The organism is Aquitalea sp. USM4 (assembly GCF_004328945.1).
GTDB classification, from domain to species: Bacteria; Pseudomonadota; Gammaproteobacteria; order Burkholderiales; family Chromobacteriaceae; genus Aquitalea; species Aquitalea pelogenes.
Window position 1 is genome coordinate 3368523 of record NZ_CP029539.1, and the last position, 19109, is coordinate 3387631.

The window sequence follows — 19109 nt, forward strand, 5'->3', positions numbered from 1 at the left end:
TTTTGTCTGGGTTCACAGAACGGGCAGGGCGCTCAGCACTCCACCACGTTGACCGGTACTTCGATCACATTGATGGCCAGGCCGCCACGGGCGGTTTCCTTGTACTTGGTGCTCATGTCGCGGCCGGTGTCGCGCATGGTCTTGATCACGCGGTCCAGCGACACGCAATGCTGGCCATCGCCACGCAAGGCCATGCGCGCGGCATTGATGGCCTTGACCGAGGCCATGGCGTTGCGCTCGATGCACGGCACTTGCACCAGGCCGCCTACCGGGTCGCAGGTCAGGCCAAGATTGTGTTCCATGCCGATTTCCGCTGCGTTTTCCACTTGTTCCGGCGTGCCGCCCATCACCTCGGCCAACGCACCTGCCGCCATGGAGCAGGCCGAGCCCACTTCACCCTGGCAGCCTACTTCGGCACCGGAGATGGAGGCATTGAGCTTGAACAGGATGCCGATGGCACCGGCGGTCAGCAGGTAGCGCACGATGCCGTCTTCGCTGGCGCCCGGTACAAAGCGGGCGTAGTAATGCATTACCGCCGGGATGATGCCGGCGGCGCCATTGGTGGGGGCAGTGACCACGCGGCCACCGGCGGCGTTTTCTTCATTCACCGCCAGCGCATACAGATTCACCCAGTCCATCACCGTCAGCGGGTCGCGCAGCGCGGCTTCCGGTGCAGCCAGCAGCTTCTGGTACATGTCGGCGGCGCGGCGTTTTACCTTCATGCCACCGGGCAGGGTGCCTTCGCGCTGGCAGCCGCGTTTGACACAGGCTTGCATCACGCCCCAGATGGTGAGCAGGTCACGGCGTACTTCCTCCTCACTGCGCCAGGCCAGTTCGTTTTCCAGCATGATCTGGCTGATGCTCTTGCCCTGTTCCTTGCACAGTGCCAGCAGCTCGGCGGCGGTATTGAACTGGTGTTTGAGCTCGGTGACGCCCGGCGGAGCAAAGCCGGCTTCGATGGCTGCTTCATCCACCACAAAGCCGCCACCTACCGAATAGTAGGCGCGCTTGGACAGGCTGTTGCCGTCCGCGTCGAAGGCTTCAAAAATCATGCCGTTGGGGTGGTAGGGCAGGGTTTTGCGCTTGTGCAGGATCAGGTCGTCCGGCTCGTTGAAGGCAATGGCGTGCTCGCCCAGCAGCTTCAACTGTTTTTCCTGACGGATGGTGGCCAGGATGTCCGGTACGGCGTCGGTATCCACCATGTCGGGCAGTTCGCCCGCCAGGCCCAGCAAAACGGCGGTATCCGAACCGTGGCCCTTGCCGGTCGCTCCCAGCGAGCCATACATTTCGCTGCGTACGCGGCGGGTGGCCGTCAGCAGGCCATCTTTTTCCAGCCGGGCGACAAACTGGCGCGCGGCACGCATCGGGCCAACCGTGTGGGAGCTGGACGGGCCGATACCAATCTTGAACAGGTCAAAAACACTGATTGCCATGATGCTCTCTTGTCTGATGCAGGCAGCTTGCCGTGCAGGCTGCCGGTGTTGCGGGTGGGGGACTGCCTGGTTGCGGATGCAGGCCCGTGTGTCGTGTGTCAGCGTGTCATGCTTTGTGCAGGCTGACTGTTCTGCTTCCGGCCATCAGGCGTCGTGAAGCGTCAAGTCCGGTAACCGGGTGGGGGTTGGCGAGCGGGCGCGGGTCTGCTGGTGCCGGGCGGTGGCTGGCGGCCGGGGCTTGCCCCTTGAATTCAGCCGGACAGCCTGCGCGCAGGCATGGCGCAGTCTTCGCCCCCTCTGTCCTTTTGCCTGAGAGATTGTGGTCGGCAGGCGACCTTCCTTCGGCGAGACCGCAGGGCAGCAAACAGGCCCGGGTCTTCTCTCCAGAGAGCCAGATGATGGTGCAGTTCTTTTGCCTGAGAGTTTCTGGGGCGATACCCCTTCGGCGTCACCTGCGGGGTGATCTCTCCTGCGCCATCCATTACGGCTGGCTGGCACTGTAGATAAGCCGGGAATGGCTGTCAACGCCAATATTGGTGCGGGTTTTGATGTGCGGTTGCAGCATGCGCGGGCTAATGAAAAAAGCCGCCTGCAGGAGCAAGGCGGCCAAGGCGGGTACGCGGGAAAATCAGTGTGCGACGGTAAAGCGCTGGCGGCTGTGGCGCGGCGTTTCCACCTCGTCGGCAATGGCTACGGCAAGGTCGGCCACGCTGATGCCGGCGGGGGCTTCACCATCCATCAGCAGCGCATCGCCACCCAGACGGTACTGACCGCTGCGCTCGCCCGGAGCCAGCAGGGCCGGTGGCGACAGGAATACCCAGTCCAGCACGGTTTCCTGTTGCAAGTCTGCCAGTGCCTGGCGGGCACCTTCGGCACCTTCCTTGTATTCGGCGGGGAAGTGCGGGGTGTCGATCAGTTGCACGCCCGGTGCCACGTACAGGCTGCCGGCACCGCCCACTTCCAGAAAACGCTTCACCCCTGCCTGTTTCACGCCGGCCACAATGGCGGCATGGCCCTTGAGGAAGAGGGTGCGGATGTCGGCCTTGTCCCAGCCGGGGTTGAAGGTGCTGATCACCATATCGTGTCCGGCAACGGCCTGGGCAATGGCGGCGGCATCATAGGCATCGGCCTTGACGGCTGTCAGTTGCGGGTGGGCGGGCAGGCGTTCCGGGCGGCTGACAATGGCGGAAACCTGATGCTGGCGGGCCAGCAGTTCTTGCAGTACGGCAGAGCCGACAAAGCCTGTGGCACCAATCAGAGCGATTTTCATTTTGCATTCCTTTGGGTGGATAGTGAATGAATCGCAGTGTAATGACTTGCCGTCCTGCTGATAATCAGCTGATACTGGCATTAATAACTTAGCCAAACTTAATAATATGGATATCTTGCGCCGTATGGCAGTGTTTGCCACCGTGGTGGAGCAAGGCTCGATGGTGGCGGCGGCACGTGCGCTGGGTATGACGCCATCAGCAGTCAGCCAGCACATCAGCAAGCTGGAGTCGGAACATGGCGTGTCCTTGTTGCACCGGACCACGCGCAGCCTGACCCTGACCGAAGCAGGCAGCCTGTTTTATCAGGGCTGTGCCGACATGCTGGCCGCCGCGCGCCTGGCCGAGCAGCGCCTGAACGAAATGCGTGACGCCCCGGTGGGCGAATTGCGCCTGTCCGCACCCACCGGCTTTGCCGGGCCCATGCTCACCGAAGCACTGGCCCCCTTGCTGGCGGCTCATCCGCGCCTGAGCCTGAAGCTGTTCTTTCATGACGAAATGATCGATCTGGTACAGCACCGCATCGACCTTGCCTTGCGTGCCGGGGATCTGAAGGATTCCTCGCTGGTGGCGCGCCATCTGGCGGACTGGGAGAGCGTGTTGTGCGCGGCACCGTCTTATCTCGCGCGTCATCCGGCCATCACCACGCCTCAGCAACTGGAACAGCACCAATGGGTGATGCTGGACCATGAGCGCAGTCACACCTGGCTGACCATGGAAAATGCAGCTGGCGAGGTAGAGCGGCCAATGGTGGAGCGGCGGGTGAGCAGCAATAACATTCTGGCGGCGCGGCAGTTTGTGCTGGCTGGCATGGGCCTGTCGATACAGCCGGAGCCCGAAGTGCGGCAGGAACTGGCCGATGGGCGCTTGCTGCGTGTGCTGCCGCAATGGCGCTTGCCTGCCCTGGGGATCTTCGTGGTGACGCCACGGCGCGATGCCCAGCCGGCAAAAGTGCGCTATGCCATTGAAGCCTTGCGCCAGCGCATGCAGCAAAAACCGGGAGCGGCGACATGAGCAGGGCAGGCCTGACGGTGCTGCAGGACAGGCTGGCGCAACGCGATTGCCTGTTGCTGGACGGTGCGCTGGCCACCGAGCTGGAGGCGCGCGGTTTTGATCTGGCCGACCCGCTGTGGTCGGCACGCGTATTGCTGGAAGCGCCACAGGCCATCGCCCGGCTGCATCTGGACTATCTGCAGGCCGGGGCCGACATCATCACCACATCCAGCTACCAGGCCAGTTTTGAGGGCTTTGCCCGGCGTGGCCTGGACCGGCTGCAAGCCGCCCGGCTGATGCAGCTGTCGGTGGATCTGGCCTTGCAGGCGCGCCAACGCTTCATGGCCGGCCAGCCAGAAGAGGCGACAGCGCCGCTGGTGGCAGCGTCGGTCGGACCTTACGGGGCCATGCTGGCGGATGGCTCGGAATACCGGGGGGATTATGGCCTGAGCGTGGCGCAGCTGATGGACTTTCACCGTCCACGGCTGGCTGTGCTGGCCGCCAGCGGGGCCGATTTGCTGGCCTGCGAAACCATTCCCTGCCCGCAGGAGGCCGAAGCGCTGGCGCGCTTGCTGCAGCAGGAATTTCCCGCCACGCCTGCCTGGATCAGCTTCAGTTGCCGCGATGCAGGACATGTATGGCAGGGCGAGCGGCTGGCCGACTGCATGGCCATGCTGGACGCCGTACCGCAAGTGGTGGCACTGGGGGTGAACTGTACCGATCCATTGCTGCTGGAGGCACTGTTGGCGCAAGCGGCCAGCGTAACTTCCAGGCCCTTGCTGGCCTACCCCAACTCCGGCGAGCACTGGGATACGGAACAGCACTGCTGGCAGGGTAGCGCCAGTGTGGCGGGTTTTGTTGCACTGGCGCAGCGCTGGCGTGCTGCCGGGGCACGGCTGATTGGCGGCTGCTGCCGTACCGGCCCCGCGCATATTGCCGCCTTGCGTGCCAGCTTTGTCGCCAATGACGGTTAAACAAAAAGCCGGTCAAGGACCGGCTTCAGGCTGCTGACAAAGTAATTCAGATCTTGCGGGTACAGGGCTGGTTTTCCATGTCGGTGAGGATGTCCATCACCTGGCTGGACGCATCTTCCATGCGGCGCAGTGCCTGCTGTGCCTTGGCAAAATCGTGGGCGTGGAAGGCGTTGAGCGCTTCCTTGCCGAAGTTGTGCACATTGGCGTGCGGCGCTTCCAGCTGGGTGTAGTTGCTGTTGCCCTTGCATTCCTGTGCGCCGCGACCTTCGTAATACCATTTGCCCAGACGGCAATGCTGGTGAGACGACACCTTGTCGGCATGCAGGTCGTGATAGCCGATGAAGGCCTTGTAGATATCCAGCTTGAACACGATGTGATCCAGCTTCACCACTTCCATGAAGCTGGTGTTGGTGCCCTGGGCAATCACCCGTGCCATCTGTTCGCTGACATCCACCATGCTGCGGATGGCATTGGCGGTTTCAATGCCGGTTTCACGGTAACCGGCTACCTGTGCGGCTGCTTCGGTCACTTGTTGCTTGGTGCTGTGCGAGGCGCTTTCCACATCGCCCACCAGGCTGGAAATTTCATTGGTGGCATTGGCCGTGCGCTCGGCCAGCTTGCGCACTTCGTCGGCCACCACGGCAAAGCCACGGCCCTGTTCGCCGGCACGGGCGGCTTCGATGGCGGCGTTCAATGCCAGCAGATTGGTCTGGTCGGCCACGTCCTTGATCAGCTGCACGAACTGGCGGATCTGCCCGGTCTTGCTGTTGAGCGAGTCCATGGATTCAGCGGTTTTCTGCTGTGCCTGGGCGATTTCATCAAAGCTGTGCGCCAGGGTATCCACCGCACCACGGGTGCCATGCAGCGTGGTGACGGCATCGGCGGCAGCGCCAAAATTGTTTTCCATCAGGGTGGCGAGGTCGGCAAACGAGGCGCGGATGCTGGCGAGGCTGCTGCAAAAATCACCAAAGGGTTCGATATAGCTGTCATTGCGCTGGCTGGTCAGTTGCAATTTGGACAGCTGCTGCTCGGCTTGCTGACGGGCTTGTTCACTTTCCTGCAGGCGGGTTTGATTGAGGCGTGCTTCCTGTTCCAGCTGTGCGACTTGTTGCTCTAATTCCTGGATACGTCTGTTCTTTGCTGCACCAAACATTAAAGTCTCCGGCTACCGTTGGGTTGTTCTCTTTGATTGAAGCTGTTGTTTTGATTTTTAATGACTTTACTGCGCTTCGGCATGTCGTGGTGAAGTATTTGCACTGACAAGTGCCTGGGCCTTGTTAATTGAAAAGCCAGCTTTTAACTGCATGGTATTTTCTCTGCGCTCTGGTTTAAATAGCCGCGGAACAAACTTTGCCCCCTGTTTGCTTCACATCAAGCCGATTGTTCGGTTTTGGCCGGCTCGCTGGGTTTTCAGCTGTTTTTGTGATTACTGTCAGGGTTTTCCTATTGCATTTTTTTGCTAAGTAAAACGTTTTTTCTTGCTTAGTTTTCCGGTGGCTGCTTGCTAGATTGGTGTCCAGCAAACAAACCCACCAATAACGGAAAACACCATGACACAAGCCAAGACCAAGACGGTTCGCCTCTCCCTGATCGCCGCTTCCCTTGCCCTGTTCGCAAGCCTTGCCCATGCCGGTGATGCAGTCACCATCGCCTACCAGACCGGCATCGACCCTACCAAGATTCCGCAAGCTGACGGTACTTATGAAAAGGCCACCGGCACCCAGATCAACTGGCGCAAATTTGAAAGCGGTTCGGAAGTGATTGCCGCCGTGGCCTCGGGCGATGTGGTGATCGGCAACCTGGGTTCCAGCCCGCTGGCCGCTGCCGCCAGCCGTGGCCTGCCCATTGTCACTTTCCTGGTGGCCGATGAAATCGGTGACGCCGAGGCACTGGTGGTGCGCAATGGCAGCAAGATTGCCAAGCCGCAGGACCTGATCGGCAAGAAAGTGGCCGTACCTTATGTGTCCACCACCCACTACAGCCTGCTGGCCTCGCTCAAGCACTGGAATGTGGATGCCAGCAAGGTAAATGTGCTGAACCTGCGCCCCAGCGAAATCACTGCTGCCTGGCAGCGTGGCGATATTGATGCCGCCTACGTATGGGACCCGGCACTGGGCAAGATCAAGGCTAACGGCAAGGTGCTGACCAGCTCGGCACAGGTCTCCAAGTGGGGCGCCCCGACTTACGATATCTGGATCGTGCGCAAGGACTTTGCCGATGCCCATCCGGAATTCGTCAACAAGTTTGCCAAGGTGTCGCTGGATGCCATCGCCGGCTATGTGGCCAACCCCAAGGCCTTTATCGCCAACAAGGACAATATCGACAAGATCAGCCGCCTGACCGGTGCGGCTCCGGCCGACGTGGTGCTGGGCTTGCAGGGCAACCGCTTCCTCACCCAGAAGGACCAGATTGCCCTGCTGCAAAAGCCTTTCGTGCAGGCTGTGGCCAATACCGCAGCCTTCCTGAAATCGCAGGGCAAGGTGGACAGCCTGCAGGCTGATTACAGCCCCTATGTCAGCAACCAGTTTGTGAAGGCAGCGAAATAATCATGGCCATCCTCTCCGCCAACAAGGTGAGCGTGCGCTATCCCGGTCAGGACCGGCCCGCCTTGTCCGAAGTGTCGCTGGATATCGGTCCGGATGACCTGACCGTGGCACTGGGGCCGTCCGGCTGCGGCAAGACCACCTTGCTGAACCTGTTTGCCGGATTTGTCCAGCCGGATGGCGGCGAGGTGCGCTTTGGTGAAGCCCGGGTGACCGGGCCGGGTGCGGACCGCGCCGTGGTGTTTCAGCACGACGCCTTGCTGCCCTGGCTTTCCGTGCGTGACAACGTGGCGTTTGGCTTGCGTCTGCAAGGCGTGGCCAAGGCCGAACGGCTGGCGCGGGCCGACGAGGTGCTGCGCCTGGTCGACCTGCCGGAGGCCGGCAGTCGCTACAGCTGGCAGCTGTCCGGCGGCCAGCGTCAGCGCGTGGGGATTGCCCGCGCACTGGCCAGCCACTCGCAGGTATTGCTGATGGACGAACCCTTCGGCGCACTGGATGCCTTTACCCGCGAGCAAATGCAGGAGCTGCTGCTCAAGGTGTGGCAGCAGGCACGGCGACGCATTTTCCTGATCACCCACGATATCGAAGAGGCGCTGTTTCTCGCCACTGAACTGGTGCTGATGTCGCCGGGCCCGGGCCGCATTGTGGAAACCCTGCGCCCGGGCTTCAGCCAGCGTTACCGCGCCGGTGAATCAGCGCGGGCCATCAAGTCCGATCCGGCCTTCATCGCGCTGCGCGAGCAATTGCTGGCCACCTTGTTCGACCATCGCCGTCAGGCCGAGGAGATTGCCGCATGAATGCACTGGAACAGACACTGGAACAAAAACTGGCTGATGTTGCCGTCAGCAAAACCGTACCGGACGAACTGCCAGTTACCAGCCCGCGCGCTGGTAGCTCTCGCTGGCGGCAATACCGTCGCGGCTGGCTCAGCCTGATCAGCCTGCTGGCAGTGCTGGGCGGCTGGTGGGGGCTGTCGCACAGCGGCATTGTGCCGCCGCTGTTTCTGCCTGCGCCCGAAGCGGTGGTGGCCAAGCTGATCACCGTCAGCACCCAGGGTTTCATGGATGCCACCTTGTGGCAGCACCTGGCGGCCAGCCTGCAGCGCATCGTACTGGCCTTGCTGGCTGCGGTGTTGCTGGGTATCCCGCTGGGTGTGCTGATGGGCGTCAGCCCGGTGGCGCGTGGCTTGCTGGACCCGCTGATTGAAGCCTATCGCCCGGTGCCGCCGCTGGCTTATCTGCCGCTGATTGTCATCTGGTTCGGTATTGGCGAATTGTCCAAGGTGCTGCTGATTTTCCTGGCGGTACTGGCTCCGGTCATCATCGCCACCAGCCACGGCGTGGCGCAGGTCAGCCGTAACCGCCTGCGTGCCGCGCAGACGCTGGGGGCCAGCCGCAGCCAGTTGCTGTGGTTTGTCATCCTGCCCGAGGCCTTGCCGGAAATTCTCACCGGCATCCGCATCGGCCTGGGTACCGGCTGGTCCACCTTGGTGGCGGCCGAACTGGTGGCGGCCACCCGCGGGCTGGGTTTCATGGTGCAGTCGGCGGCGCAGTTCCTGGTGACCGATGTGGTGATTCTGGGCATTGCCGTCATCGCCGCGATCGCCTTTGCGCTGGAACTGGGCTTGCGCCTGTTGCAGCGGCGACTGGCACCCTGGCATGGCCAGCTGGATTGAAGATTTCATGGTCGCTGCCTGTTGCGGCGGCCAGAACCGAATGATGCAAGGAATAGAAGATGAGTCTGACTCTTACCCGTTTGTCCCCGGCGCTGGGCGCGATTGTTGAAGGCGTGGATCTGGCGCAGCCGCTGACTGACAGCCTGCAACAGGAGATACAGCAGGCCCTGCTGCAACACCAGGTGCTGTTCTTCCGTAATCAGGACATCAGCCCGCGCCAGCAGCGCGACTTTGCCGCCCGCTTTGGCGATCTGCACACTCACCCCATCTACCCGCAACATCCGGATGCACCGCAGGTGATGATTCTGGACACCGACGCCTTCGACCTGAAGGACAATGCCATCTGGCACACTGATGTCACCTTCATCGAAACACCGCCTGCCGCTGCGGTGCTGGCCGCACGCTTGCTGCCGGAGTTCGGCGGTGACACGCTGTGGGCCAGCAGCTTTGCGGCCTGGGATGCGCTGTCCGACCGGCTGAAAACCTTGCTGGAAGGGCTGACCGCCACGCATGACTTCACCAAGACCTTCCCGCTCAAGCGTTTTGGCCTGACGCCGGCCGACCGGGAAAAATGGGAACAGACGCGGCGCGACAATCCGCCGCTGAGCCATCCGGTGGTGCGCACCCATCCGGTGAGCGGTCGCAAGGGCCTGTTCGTCAATGGCGGTTTCACTACCGAAATCAACGAGTTGCCGGAAGAAGAGGGCGCTGCCTTGCTGGCTTTCCTGCTTGCCCATCAAGCGCGGCCGGAATTCACCATCCGCTGGCGCTGGCAGGCCGGGGATGTGGCGTTCTGGGATAACCGCTCTACCAGTCATTATGCGGTGGACGATTACCGTCCCAACCGTCGCATCATGCACCGGGCCACGATTCTGGGTGATAAACCCTTCTGAACAGACTCAGAACAGGTTCAGAACAGACTCTGAATAGACTCTGGTTTTCTGTCGGAAAACAAAAAAGCCACCCCTTGGGGTGGCTTTTGCATGGTGCGTCGCGCAAGGCTTATTCGACAAAGCGCATCTTGAACAAGCGACCTTTGATTTTGCTGACCGACAGCTGCTCGAAAGCTTGCTGGGCGATGTCGCGCTGCAGGGCAACAAAGCTGGCACCTTCCAGCACGTTGATCTTGCCCACATGACTGCCGGCAATGCCGCCGTCACCAGTCAGCGCGCCCAGAATGTCACCCGGGCGCAGCTTGTCACGTTTGCCGCCGGCAATTTCCAGCGTCACCATGGCCGGAATCAGCTGGCCGCCCGGCGCTGGGGTCAGTTCGTCCACTTCGGCCCAGGTGAGCGGGGCCTTCTGGTAGTCCTCAATCTGCACCAGGCGGCGGGCATCGCTTTCGCAGGTCAGTGTCATGGCCAGGCCATGCAACTCGCCACGGCCGGTTCGGCCAATGCGGTGGATGTGCACTTCCGGGTCGTGGCTCACGTCCACATTGATCACCAGGTCCAGTTCCTTGATGTCCAGCCCGCGTGCGGCTACGTCGGTGGCTACCAGCACGGTGGTGCTCTTGTTGGCAAAGCGCAGCAGGATCTGGTCGCGGTCGCGCTGTTCCAGATCGCCATACAGCGCCAGCGCGGAGAAGCCACGGCTTTGCAAGTCTTTCACCAGCTCCTTGCAGCGTTCCTTGGTATTGCAGAAGGCCAGCGCGGAAGCCGGGCGCACGTGCTGCAGGATGCGGGTGACGGTTTCCAGCCGGGTTTCCGGCTTCACCTTGTAGAACCATTGTTCGATATGGTCGCCGCTGTGCAGCGCTTCCACTTTCACTTCCACCGGCTGACGCAGGAACTGCGCGCTGGCCTTGCGGATGGTGTCGGGATAGGTGGCGGAGAACAGCAGGGTCTGACGCTGGCGCGGGCAGGCGCGCACGATGCCGACGATTTCCTCGATGAAGCCCATGTCAATCATGCGGTCGGCTTCGTCCAGCACCAGGGTTTTCACCCCGGCCAGGTTCAGCGATTCGCGGTACAGGTGATCCTGCAGACGGCCAGGCGTGCCCACCACGATGTGTGCACCGTGTTCCAGCGAGGCGCGCTGCGGCCCCATCGGCGAGCCGCCGGTCAGGGTCACTACCTTGATATTGTCGATGCTGCGTGCCAGTCGGCGGATTTCCTGTGCCACCTGGTCGGCCAGTTCGCGGGTGGGGCACAGCACCAGTGCCTGTACGGCAAACCAGCGCGGGTTGATGTTGGCCAGGATGCCAAGGCCGAAGGCGGCGGTCTTGCCGCTGCCGGTCTTGGCCTGGGCGATCAGGTCGCGCCCGTCCAGAATCACCGGCAGGCTTTCGGCCTGGATGGGGGTCATGCTGTGGTAACCGAGGCTGTCCAGGTTGGAGAGCAGGGCTTCAGGCAGCGCGGTGAGGCTGGAAAAGGCGATTTTTTTCACGGACTTGGCGATATCACGACAGAAACGGGCTGGCAGTGTAACAGCAGACGGCGTATTGGCCAAACCGGCTGTTGCGGATGTGGCTGTACCGCGCTGGCAGACAGAAAAAACGCCAGTGGGCCGGGGCGCACTGGCGTTGCTTGCTCTTGCCTGTCTGCTACACCTTGAAGCGGGCCACCGAGTCGTTCAGTCCGCCTGCCAGTTGTTCCAGCTCTTCGGCCGAGCGCACGGTGTGCTGGATGGCTGTGTCATTGGTATTGGCCAGCTGGGCAATGCTGTCGATATTGCGGGTCACGCGTTCGCTGGCTTCACGCTGCTGTTCGGTCACCTGCACGATTTGTTGCAGGCCATTACGGACGGCCACCGCCGAGTCATTGGCGGCATCCAGTACGCTGGCCACTTGTGCCGCCGACTGATTGCTGGCCTGCAAGGATGTGAGGCTGGCTGCCACGGCATCGCGCACGGCTTCGGTCTTGTTGTTCAGCGCGTCGGTGACGCTGTCGATTTCGCGCGCCGACAGGGCGGATTTTTCTGCCAGCTTGCGCACTTCGTCCGCCACCACGGCAAAGCCACGTCCGGCTTCACCAGCGCGGGCGGCCTCGATGGCGGCATTCAGGGCCAGTAGATTGGTCTGTTCGGCAATGTCGCGCACCTGCTGCGTCATGCCGGTGATGGCGGCGGTGGATTGCACCAGCTCGGTTTCGGCTTCGGACATCATGGTGACAGCTTGCTGGATTTCGCCAACCTGCTGTTGCAAGCGGCTCAGGTCCTGGCGGCCCTGCTGCGAGCGTTGCAGGCTTTCATCCGACTGTTGCAGTACCTGTTCGGCATGGCGGGCAATGTCGCCAATATGCTGGGCCAGTTGCTCCACCGCCTGCGCCGCATCCTGCGATTGGCGATTCTGGGCTTGCGAACCCTCGGCCAGTCGTTCCGCGCCCTGACTCAACTGGCCGGAAGACGAAGCCACGCTGCGCGCAGCGGTGCCAACCTGGCGTACCAGCTCGGCAATGGAACCCAGCATCTGGTTGAACAGGCTGGCAGTCTTGCCGATTTCATCCTGATGGCGCACTTCCAGCCGGTGCGTCAGGTCGCCTTCACCCTTGGCCAGTTCAGCCAGACCACCTGCCATGGCTTGCAGCGGCCGGGTGACAAAGCGGCGGATGAACAGGAACACCACCAGCATCAGCGGCAGCGAGGCGATGATGGCAAACAGGATGCTCTGGTTGCGGAATTGCGCCACCGAGGCGTAGGGTTTTTCCAGTGAAATGCGCATGCTGACCGCGCCCAGCGGGGTACCTTCGCTCACCTGGTGACAGCTGATGCAGTTCTTGCCCAGGTAATTGCTGGCTGCGCGCGCCGGGTACACCACGTGCAGGTGTTCGCCCAGTTGCGGGCTGGATTCAATGGCTACGTAGGGCTGGCCGCTGGCAAGGGCGGTCTTTTCCGCTTCGTCCGCAGCGTGTGCCTTGTCACCGGCGTTGCCGGGACCAAACTGCTTGTTGACCGCGTCGCCACGTACCACTCGCAGTTCGCGCACGGCGGACAGTTCCTTGATCTGGTCCAGAAACACATCACGCTGACCCACGGTGCCGGTCATCATCATGCCGGTGAGGCCGGCCAGCGTCATTTCGTTCATGCTGCTGGCAAGGTCCTTGGCCTGCGATACCGCAATATCACGGCTGACCGTGGTTTCCCAGGCAATCAGCCCGCTCCACGCCACCACCAGACAGCACCAGATGGCGCTGGTCAGACGCAGCCAGATTGGCCATTCGGAAAATTTTTTCATTATATGTACGGGAGCCCCGCCTCCTTTTGTTGTTGCTTATGTTTTTATCCAGGCCGTCTCGACCTGCTACAGCGGCCAGCGTAACGCACGTCATATTAACTGTGCTTGGTTTAAAACAAAATTTTTTCCCCCTTTGGCCGTATGGGTACGATGTGGCTTGGGATAACGCGGGTTTTCTGCAACAATCCGCCCTCTGTCGACCGGCCCGCCGGTTTTGCCTTGTTCTTGCTGCAGGAGTTGTCATGTCGTCATCCCCATCTTGTTCACGTGTTGCCATCATTGGCGGAGGTCCGTCCGGCCTGATGGCAGCCGAGGTACTGTCCCGGGCGGGTGTGACGGTGACGGTATATGACGCCATGCCCTCGGTGGGGCGCAAATTCCTGTTGGCCGGCGTGGGCGGGATGAACATCACCCATTCCGAAGCCAAGGCGGACTTTCTCGGCCGCTATCGCGAACGGGAAAACGAGGTCGCCGCCTGGCTGCAGGATTTCGATGCCGACATATTGCGTGAATGGGTGCATGGTCTGGGGGTGGAAACCTTTGTCGGCAGCTCGGGCAAGGTATTCCCGCGCGAGATGAAGGCAGCGCCCTTGCTGCGCGCCTGGCTGACGCGCTTGCGCGAGGCCGGGGTGCAATTCCGGGTGCGCCATCGCTGGCTGGGCTGGAAAGACCAAGGCGCGCTGCGCTTTGCCACGCCGGATGGCGAGCAGGAAGCCCGTCATGATGCCGTGCTGCTGGCCGTGGGTGGCGGCAGCTGGAAAAAGCTGGGTTCGGATGGCAGCTGGCTGCCCGTGCTGGCCGAACGTGGTGTGGCGGTGCGCGATTTGCTGCCGGCCAATTGCGGTTTTGACTGCAACTGGAGCAGCCACTTTGCCGACAAGTTTGCCGGAGAGCCGCTCAAATCGGTGCTGCTGGAGTTTACCGATCTGGCTGGCCATACCGTACGCAAGACCGGTGAATGCGTGGTCACCCGCCACGGGGTGGAAGGCAATCTGATCTATGCCTTCAGCGCGCCCATCCGCGACAGTTTGCTGGCCAATGGCAGTGCCACGGTGTATCTGGATTTGCTGCCACAAAAAAGTGCCGGACAGGTGGCAGCGGAAGTAAAACACCCGCGCGGTTCGCGTTCGCTATCCAGCCATCTGCAAAGCCGCCTGAACCTGAAAGGGGTGAGGGCAGGCCTGCTGCGCGAATGCCTGAGCAAGGAAGCATTCAACGATATGGATCAGCTGGCTGCAGGTATCAAGCGCTTGCCGCTGACCATGCACGCTACGCGGCCCATCGACGAAGCCATCAGCACTGCGGGCGGGGTCCGGCTGGAGGCGCTGGACGCCGGGCTGATGCTCAAAGACATGCCGGGCGTATTCTGCGCCGGTGAAATGCTGGACTGGGAAGCCCCTACCGGCGGCTATCTGCTGACCGCGTGCCTCGCCAGCGGCCGCGCCGCCGGGCAAGGCATGCTGGACTGGCTGGCCGCAACGGACGGCTGAGCCAGCCTGGTCTTTCTTCCCGCTTGCAAAACTGTCCGTGCATTTTTTTTGCAAGCATCTATGCTGAATTTACCGGCCCCGGCAAGTGGTTTTACCGGGGTTGCCAGTGTCTGCTGCACTGGCTGGAGCATCATTCCCCCACCCCATGATGTCGGAGATCAGCGCCATGAAACTCGACGATTTCAACCAGGTAGCCGACCTGATCGGCCTGAAAAAGCGTTCGCGTGAAGCCGTCTGGCTGATGGAAGTAGAAGGCATGACCGGCTACTTCGCCGCCCAGCAGATGGATATCAGCGAATCCACCGTATCCCGTGCCCACACCCGTTTCCGTCAGGCACTGCGCAAGCTCAATGCCCTGTCCACGCATTTGCCTTTGTGATTTCTCCTGTGTTGTTGACTTGTCGCCCGGCCTCCATGCCGGGCTTTTTCTATGGCGCGTGGCAAATGCCGCCAGCCTGCTCGCGCAGCCAGGACAGTAAATCCTGCAAGCCCGGATGCTCGGCATAACTCTCGGGGTAGACCAGCCAGTAACCGGATCCGGTATGCAACTGGCTATCGAATGGGCAGACCAGCCGGCCTTGTTCCAGCTCGTCCTGCAGCAAGGCCATGTCACCGATCGCCACCCCCAGCCCGCTGGCAGCCGCCGTCCACGCCAGGTGGTGCAAGTCCACCACTTGATGCTTGTAGGCGGCAAGCGTGTGTATGCCCTGGGTATCCAGCCAGGCAACCCATTCCTCATAGTCGCGGGTGGTGTGAAACAGGGTGTGGCCTGCCAGGCTGTCCACACCGGACAGTTCAGTCCGCATGGCAGGGGAGCACACCGGGCTGAGCACCTCGGGTAACAGCAGCTCGGCCTGCATGTTCGGCCATTGTCCGCGCCCGAACAGGATATAGGCCTGATGGCTGTCCGGGTCCAGCACCTCCGGTTCGTACACCATGCTGTCGATGCGCAGCTGGGTAAGCGGGTGCTGCTGATAAAAACTGCCCAGCCGCGGCATCAGCCAGCGCACGGCAAAGCTCACATACACCTGCAGGCTGAGGATGTCGCTGCGGGTTTTGATCTGCCTGTCCACTTCCTTCAGTTTTTGTACCACCTCACGTGCCACCGGCAGCAGGGTCTGGCCTGCCGGTGTCGGGCGTATCTGCCGGTGCTGCCTTTGCAATAGCGCAGTGGCGTAGTGCTGCTCCAGCAGGCTGATCTGCTTGCTGATGGCACCCTGGGTCAGAAACAGGCGGCGTGCAGCTTCGGTAAAGCTGCCGGTGTCGATGACGGTGACAAAGGCACGCAAGGCGGTGAGCGAGGGCAGGTGGTGGGTTTCATTCATGACGGAATGGAATGGTTTGATGCCAATTATTCGTTCGTGAAAACTAGGCGATTTCCGTATGTTTGGCAACAAACAACACAACATGACGGAGCGCACATGCATCACGATTTCGATTCCCAACGGCAATACACCCTGCAACACGACCGCCGTCTGTCTGCTGCTGATGGACAGTTGCAGATGGAGGGGGTGGGGCTGGCCGCGCTGGCCGCAGAATTCGGCGCACCGCTATTCGTGTATTCCACACCGGAAATTCGCCGCAATGTCGACGAAATCAAGCAGGCCTTTGCCAGCCATGCCAATACCCGCATCTGCTACGCCTCCAAGGCTTGCTCCTTGCTGGCGGTATTGCAGGTGGTGCGCGAATCAGGCATCAGCATCGAAGCCAATTCGGTCAATGAAATCCGCCGCTGTCTGGCCGCAGGTTTTGCCGGCAGCCAGATTGTCTACAACGGCGTGGTGAAGCGTGATGAGGAACTGGAATTCGCCATCCGCCAGCAACTGCATGCCATCAATGTGGATAGCGAGCACGAATTGCAGGCCATCGACCGTATCAGCCGTCAGCTGCAAATTCCGGTACGCATCTGCCTGCGGGTGGAGCCCAACGTCAAGGCCGCTACCCATGAAGGCCTGATGACGGCATTCCGCGCCAAGTCCGGGGTGGATCTGGCCGATGCCGAAGGCATTTGCCGTCAGGCACTGGACATGCCCTATGTAAAGCTGTGCGGGCTGCACATGCATGTGGGTGACCAGGTGCCGGATGCCGAGCCGTTTGGCGCGGCCACCCGTGTGCTGGTGGATTGTGCCCGCCAGCTGGAAGCAGCACTGGGTGTGCGCTTTGACATGATCAATGTCGGCGGTGGCATTCCGGCACCATATCGCTACGCCACCGACCGTGGCCTGGGCGGGCCGGACAATATGCAGCCGCAAATCGGCGCCAATGAATTTGCCGCTGCCGTCATCCGCGAAGTACACGCCTGGCGTGAGGATATCGAAATCTGCATCGAGCCGGGCCGCAAGGTAGTGAGCAGTGCCGGGGTATTGCTCACCCGCATGGTGACCGCCAAGCGCAAAACCTTGTTGCGCGAGGATGGCAGCGTGGAAGGCCAGGTGCAGTGGTGCATGCTGGATGCTGGCTTCAATGCCATTCCGGATTACAAGGACTGGTACTTCTATGTCTACAACGCCAGCCGCATGACGGACAGCCACAATCAGCCCGTGAAGCTGGGTGGCCCCTTGTGCGACGGTGGCGATTACTTCCGGCATGGCCCGCTGGGTGAGCAGTTCCTGCTGCCCGAGGCCAGTGCGCCGGGCGATGTGCTGGCCTTCCTGGATGTGGGTGCCTACCAGCTGGAAAACCAGACCGTCTACAACGCCCAGCCGCGTTCCGCTGCGGTGCTGATTGACGGGCCAGGCCAGTACCGCCTGATCCGCCGTCAGGAACGCTTCGACGACATGCTGTTGCTGGAGCGTGACCTTTCCTGACTGTCAGAACCTTTTTGCCGTACCGCCACACCCCTTGACGGGTGTGGCGCGATAACACCAAGCCGTCCCTTGTCGTGCGTTTGTCTACTCACCCAGTCCGGAGGAATGAAGATGAAGCTGCAATCCTGGTGTGCCGTGTTGTTGTCTGCTGTCGCCCTGCAAGCGGGAGCGACGGACCTGAACAATCTGCGTATCGGCATGGATGCCACCTATCCGCCGTTCGAATCGCTGAACCCGGCGGGGCAGATCGTCGGCTTTGAGGCAGACCTGGCTGCTGCCCTGTGCAAGGAAATGAAAGCCCGCTGCAGCCTGATCAATCAGGACTGGGATGGCATCATTCCGGGGCTGATGGCCAAGAAGTACGATGTGATCATGTCGTCGATGACCATTACCGCCGAGCGGGCCAAGACGGTCAGCTTCACCGAGCGCTATTTCCGTACGCCGCAGCGGCTGATTGCCGCCAAGGGCAGTCCGCTCAGGTTCACGGTGGAGGGGATGAAAGGCAAGCGGGTAGGCGTGCAGCGCGGCACCACGGCCGACATGTACCTGAGCAAGTTCTGGGGGCCGCGCGGCATGGATGTGGTGCGCTATGAGGATCAGGACAAGGCCTATGCCGACCTGGTGAATGGCCGGCTGGATGCCAGCTTCCAGGACGAGCTGCAAGTGGAAGCGGGTTTTCTCAAGAGCGAACCGGGCAAGGGTTTTGCCTTTGTCGGCCCGTCCATCAATGGTGACAACGCCGCTGAGCGTGAGGTGCTGGGCTCCGGTGCCGGCATGGCGGTGCGCAAGGAAGACAAGGCCTTGCTGGACAAGCTGAACAAGGCCATCAGCGCCGTGCGCGCCAATGGCACTTTCAAGAAGCTGAGCGTGCAGTACTTCGGCCGCGATATTTACTGACACGGCTGGTGTTCCCGCAGCCCGGTCACGGACTGCGGGCATGCTTCAACTGCTCGCGTTTTGTGTGGCCTGCTGCTGGTCCTGCTGCAAGTCCGGGCGGATCAGCGTGTAGTCGTTATTGCTCGGCAGGCCGTTTTTCTGCCAGTCATCCAGCGTAGCCATGATGGCATCCCGCGTCTGGTTGCTGATGTCCGGCAGGCTGCCGCCAAATGCCTTCTTGGCTTCGTCAAAGCCCTGCTGCACAGCCGCGCGAATGGTATCTATCTTGCCGGGGTCGTTGCCTATGCCCAGCCGGGCAAAGTCCAGAATGCGCCGCGCGGTGTTCTTGATGCCCAGTTCGCCATCTTCCGACACCGCCTGGGTGGCTTCTGCCTTGGTCTGCGGGTCAACCGTCAGCTTCTGTTCGCCACTGACCACCTTGTTCCATTGCAGGCCTTGTTGCTGGACCAGATTGCCCAGCAGCTTGAGGAAATCCGACACCTGCTGGTTGGACTTGGCCAGCAAGGCAGGTACATCCACCGGCGTGCTGCTGCCCGTGGTCGGTTTGCCATAGGTGAGGGCACTGTTGTCTTCACTGTTTTGCCCCAGCGTGACCACTTCGTCCACGGTGAGGGTGCTGCTGCTGATGCTATTGCCGGTTTTGCTGTCGGTAATGGTGCTGCTGCTGTAGCTGGCATTCAGCAACAGGCTGCTGTTGACGCTGTTGACGGACATGGGAGGCTCCTGCTGAAAACGGAGAAGGACGCCAGCCTGTGCATGGCGCCGGGTCTGCGTGCCGTATGGCCTGCGGCAGATGTCTGTATATCGGCAGGATGGAAGTAAAATTGAGTAAAAACAAGATAATGCGCTGTCCCG

The 19109-nt window shown here is 61.4% G+C and carries 17 protein-coding genes and 1 riboswitch; of the genes, 10 read left to right on the forward strand and 7 right to left on the reverse strand.

What is annotated here, in order from left to right:
- Window positions 1–32: 32 nt before the first annotated feature.
- Window positions 33–1433: an L-serine ammonia-lyase gene (locus DKK66_RS15550; RefSeq protein ID WP_131359544.1), complete on the reverse strand. Its 1401-nt coding sequence runs from the start codon at window positions 1431–1433 to the stop codon at window positions 33–35.
- Between the two features lie 394 nt (window positions 1434–1827).
- Window positions 1828–1915, reverse strand: a riboswitch (glycine riboswitch).
- Between the two features lie 146 nt (window positions 1916–2061).
- Window positions 2062–2703 carry an NAD(P)-dependent oxidoreductase gene (locus DKK66_RS15555; protein WP_131359546.1) on the reverse strand — a complete coding sequence of 214 codons (642 nt, stop codon included), beginning with the start codon at window positions 2701–2703 and terminating at the stop codon, window positions 2062–2064.
- A gap of 124 nt (window positions 2704–2827) precedes the next feature.
- Here DKK66_RS15555 and DKK66_RS15560 point away from each other — a divergent pair, with 124 nt between their 5' ends.
- Together DKK66_RS15560 and mmuM are read left to right on the forward strand one after the other, a co-directional pair.
- Window positions 2828–3715: a LysR family transcriptional regulator gene (locus DKK66_RS15560; RefSeq protein ID WP_197077251.1), complete on the forward strand. Its 888-nt coding sequence runs from the start codon at window positions 2828–2830 to the stop codon at window positions 3713–3715.
- Window positions 3712–4668, forward strand: a complete 957-nt coding sequence (mmuM, locus tag DKK66_RS15565) for a homocysteine S-methyltransferase (RefSeq protein WP_131359548.1) — start codon at window positions 3712–3714, stop codon at window positions 4666–4668. The genes DKK66_RS15560 and mmuM overlap by 4 nt, the downstream gene beginning before the upstream one ends.
- A gap of 46 nt (window positions 4669–4714) precedes the next feature.
- Here the strand turns inward: mmuM and DKK66_RS20705 are convergent, their stop codons facing one another.
- Window positions 4715–5821, reverse strand: a complete 1107-nt coding sequence (locus DKK66_RS20705; protein ID WP_131359550.1) for a methyl-accepting chemotaxis protein — start codon at window positions 5819–5821, stop codon at window positions 4715–4717.
- A gap of 397 nt (window positions 5822–6218) precedes the next feature.
- Between DKK66_RS20705 and tauA the strand changes: the two genes are divergently transcribed.
- The 4 genes from tauA to tauD are packed head-to-tail and all read left to right on the forward strand — an operon-like array spanning window position 6219 to window position 9779.
- A complete protein-coding gene (gene tauA, locus DKK66_RS15575; RefSeq protein WP_131359552.1) occupies window positions 6219–7214 on the forward strand; it encodes a taurine ABC transporter substrate-binding protein in 996 nt (331 codons plus the stop codon).
- A 2-nt stretch (window positions 7215–7216) separates the two neighbouring features.
- Window positions 7217–8008: a taurine ABC transporter ATP-binding subunit gene (gene tauB, locus DKK66_RS15580; protein ID WP_045847932.1), complete on the forward strand. Its 792-nt coding sequence runs from the start codon at window positions 7217–7219 to the stop codon at window positions 8006–8008.
- A complete protein-coding gene (gene tauC, locus DKK66_RS15585) occupies window positions 8005–8886 on the forward strand; it encodes a taurine ABC transporter permease TauC (protein WP_131359554.1) in 882 nt (293 codons plus the stop codon). Before tauB ends, tauC begins: the two co-directional genes overlap by 4 nt.
- Window positions 8887–8945: 59 nt before the next feature.
- A complete protein-coding gene (tauD, locus tag DKK66_RS15590; protein WP_062787079.1) occupies window positions 8946–9779 on the forward strand; it encodes a taurine dioxygenase in 834 nt (277 codons plus the stop codon).
- A gap of 109 nt (window positions 9780–9888) precedes the next feature.
- Here tauD and dbpA read toward each other — a convergent pair whose 3' ends face one another.
- Together dbpA and DKK66_RS15600 are read right to left on the reverse strand one after the other, a co-directional pair.
- Window positions 9889–11274 (reverse strand): ATP-dependent RNA helicase DbpA, encoded by a 1386-nt coding sequence (dbpA, locus tag DKK66_RS15595; protein ID WP_131359556.1) that lies wholly within the window; start codon window positions 11272–11274, stop codon window positions 9889–9891.
- Between the two features lie 157 nt (window positions 11275–11431).
- Window positions 11432–13060 carry a methyl-accepting chemotaxis protein gene (locus tag DKK66_RS15600; RefSeq protein ID WP_131359558.1) on the reverse strand — a complete coding sequence of 543 codons (1629 nt, stop codon included), beginning with the start codon at window positions 13058–13060 and terminating at the stop codon, window positions 11432–11434.
- A 242-nt stretch (window positions 13061–13302) separates the two neighbouring features.
- On the opposite strand from DKK66_RS15600, the gene DKK66_RS15605 reads away from it, so the two are divergent.
- Both DKK66_RS15605 and DKK66_RS15610 read left to right on the forward strand, forming a co-directional pair.
- Entirely contained in the window at window positions 13303–14550 is a 1248-nt protein-coding gene (locus DKK66_RS15605) for a TIGR03862 family flavoprotein (RefSeq protein WP_131359560.1), read from the forward strand.
- Window positions 14551–14716: 166 nt separating this feature from the next.
- Window positions 14717–14929: a sigma factor-like helix-turn-helix DNA-binding protein gene (locus DKK66_RS15610; protein ID WP_045847980.1), complete on the forward strand. Its 213-nt coding sequence runs from the start codon at window positions 14717–14719 to the stop codon at window positions 14927–14929.
- A gap of 49 nt (window positions 14930–14978) precedes the next feature.
- Here DKK66_RS15610 and DKK66_RS15615 read toward each other — a convergent pair whose 3' ends face one another.
- Entirely contained in the window at window positions 14979–15875 is an 897-nt protein-coding gene (locus tag DKK66_RS15615) for a LysR substrate-binding domain-containing protein (RefSeq protein ID WP_165494191.1), read from the reverse strand.
- 96 nt (window positions 15876–15971) lie between these two features.
- Here DKK66_RS15615 and lysA point away from each other — a divergent pair, with 96 nt between their 5' ends.
- Together lysA and DKK66_RS15625 are read left to right on the forward strand one after the other, a co-directional pair.
- On the forward strand, window positions 15972–17357 hold the full coding sequence (gene lysA, locus DKK66_RS15620) for a diaminopimelate decarboxylase (RefSeq protein ID WP_131359564.1): 1386 nt from the start codon (window positions 15972–15974) through the stop codon (window positions 17355–17357).
- Between the two features lie 111 nt (window positions 17358–17468).
- A complete protein-coding gene (locus tag DKK66_RS15625; protein ID WP_052694230.1) occupies window positions 17469–18254 on the forward strand; it encodes an ABC transporter substrate-binding protein in 786 nt (261 codons plus the stop codon).
- 45 nt (window positions 18255–18299) lie between these two features.
- Here DKK66_RS15625 and DKK66_RS15630 read toward each other — a convergent pair whose 3' ends face one another.
- Window positions 18300–18968: a hypothetical protein gene (locus tag DKK66_RS15630; protein ID WP_045847938.1), complete on the reverse strand. Its 669-nt coding sequence runs from the start codon at window positions 18966–18968 to the stop codon at window positions 18300–18302.
- Between the last annotated feature and the right edge of the window lie 141 nt (window positions 18969–19109).

What these genes read in the sequence shown, in the direction of transcription:
- DKK66_RS15550 (WP_131359544.1), bottom strand. Translation starts at nt 1,433, where the DNA reads ATGGCAATCAGTGTTTTTGACCTGTTCAAGATTGGTATCGGCCCGTCC.
- DKK66_RS15555 (WP_131359546.1), bottom strand. Translation starts at nt 2,703, where the DNA reads ATGAAAATCGCTCTGATTGGTGCCACAGGCTTTGTCGGCTCTGCCGTA.
- DKK66_RS15610 (WP_045847980.1), top strand. Translation starts at nt 14,717, where the DNA reads ATGAAACTCGACGATTTCAACCAGGTAGCCGACCTGATCGGCCTGAAA.
- mmuM (WP_131359548.1), top strand. Translation starts at nt 3,712, where the DNA reads ATGAGCAGGGCAGGCCTGACGGTGCTGCAGGACAGGCTGGCGCAACGC.
- tauD (WP_062787079.1), top strand. Translation starts at nt 8,946, where the DNA reads ATGAGTCTGACTCTTACCCGTTTGTCCCCGGCGCTGGGCGCGATTGTT.
- DKK66_RS15560 (WP_197077251.1), top strand. Translation starts at nt 2,828, where the DNA reads ATGGCAGTGTTTGCCACCGTGGTGGAGCAAGGCTCGATGGTGGCGGCG.
- DKK66_RS15630 (WP_045847938.1), bottom strand. Translation starts at nt 18,968, where the DNA reads ATGTCCGTCAACAGCGTCAACAGCAGCCTGTTGCTGAATGCCAGCTAC.
- DKK66_RS15615 (WP_165494191.1), bottom strand. Translation starts at nt 15,875, where the DNA reads ATGAATGAAACCCACCACCTGCCCTCGCTCACCGCCTTGCGTGCCTTT.
- tauB (WP_045847932.1), top strand. Translation starts at nt 7,217, where the DNA reads ATGGCCATCCTCTCCGCCAACAAGGTGAGCGTGCGCTATCCCGGTCAG.
- lysA (WP_131359564.1), top strand. Translation starts at nt 15,972, where the DNA reads ATGCATCACGATTTCGATTCCCAACGGCAATACACCCTGCAACACGAC.
- DKK66_RS20705 (WP_131359550.1), bottom strand. Translation starts at nt 5,821, where the DNA reads ATGTTTGGTGCAGCAAAGAACAGACGTATCCAGGAATTAGAGCAACAA.
- DKK66_RS15625 (WP_052694230.1), top strand. Translation starts at nt 17,469, where the DNA reads ATGAAGCTGCAATCCTGGTGTGCCGTGTTGTTGTCTGCTGTCGCCCTG.
- DKK66_RS15600 (WP_131359558.1), bottom strand. Translation starts at nt 13,060, where the DNA reads ATGAAAAAATTTTCCGAATGGCCAATCTGGCTGCGTCTGACCAGCGCC.
- tauC (WP_131359554.1), top strand. Translation starts at nt 8,005, where the DNA reads ATGAATGCACTGGAACAGACACTGGAACAAAAACTGGCTGATGTTGCC.
- DKK66_RS15605 (WP_131359560.1), top strand. Translation starts at nt 13,303, where the DNA reads ATGTCGTCATCCCCATCTTGTTCACGTGTTGCCATCATTGGCGGAGGT.
- tauA (WP_131359552.1), top strand. Translation starts at nt 6,219, where the DNA reads ATGACACAAGCCAAGACCAAGACGGTTCGCCTCTCCCTGATCGCCGCT.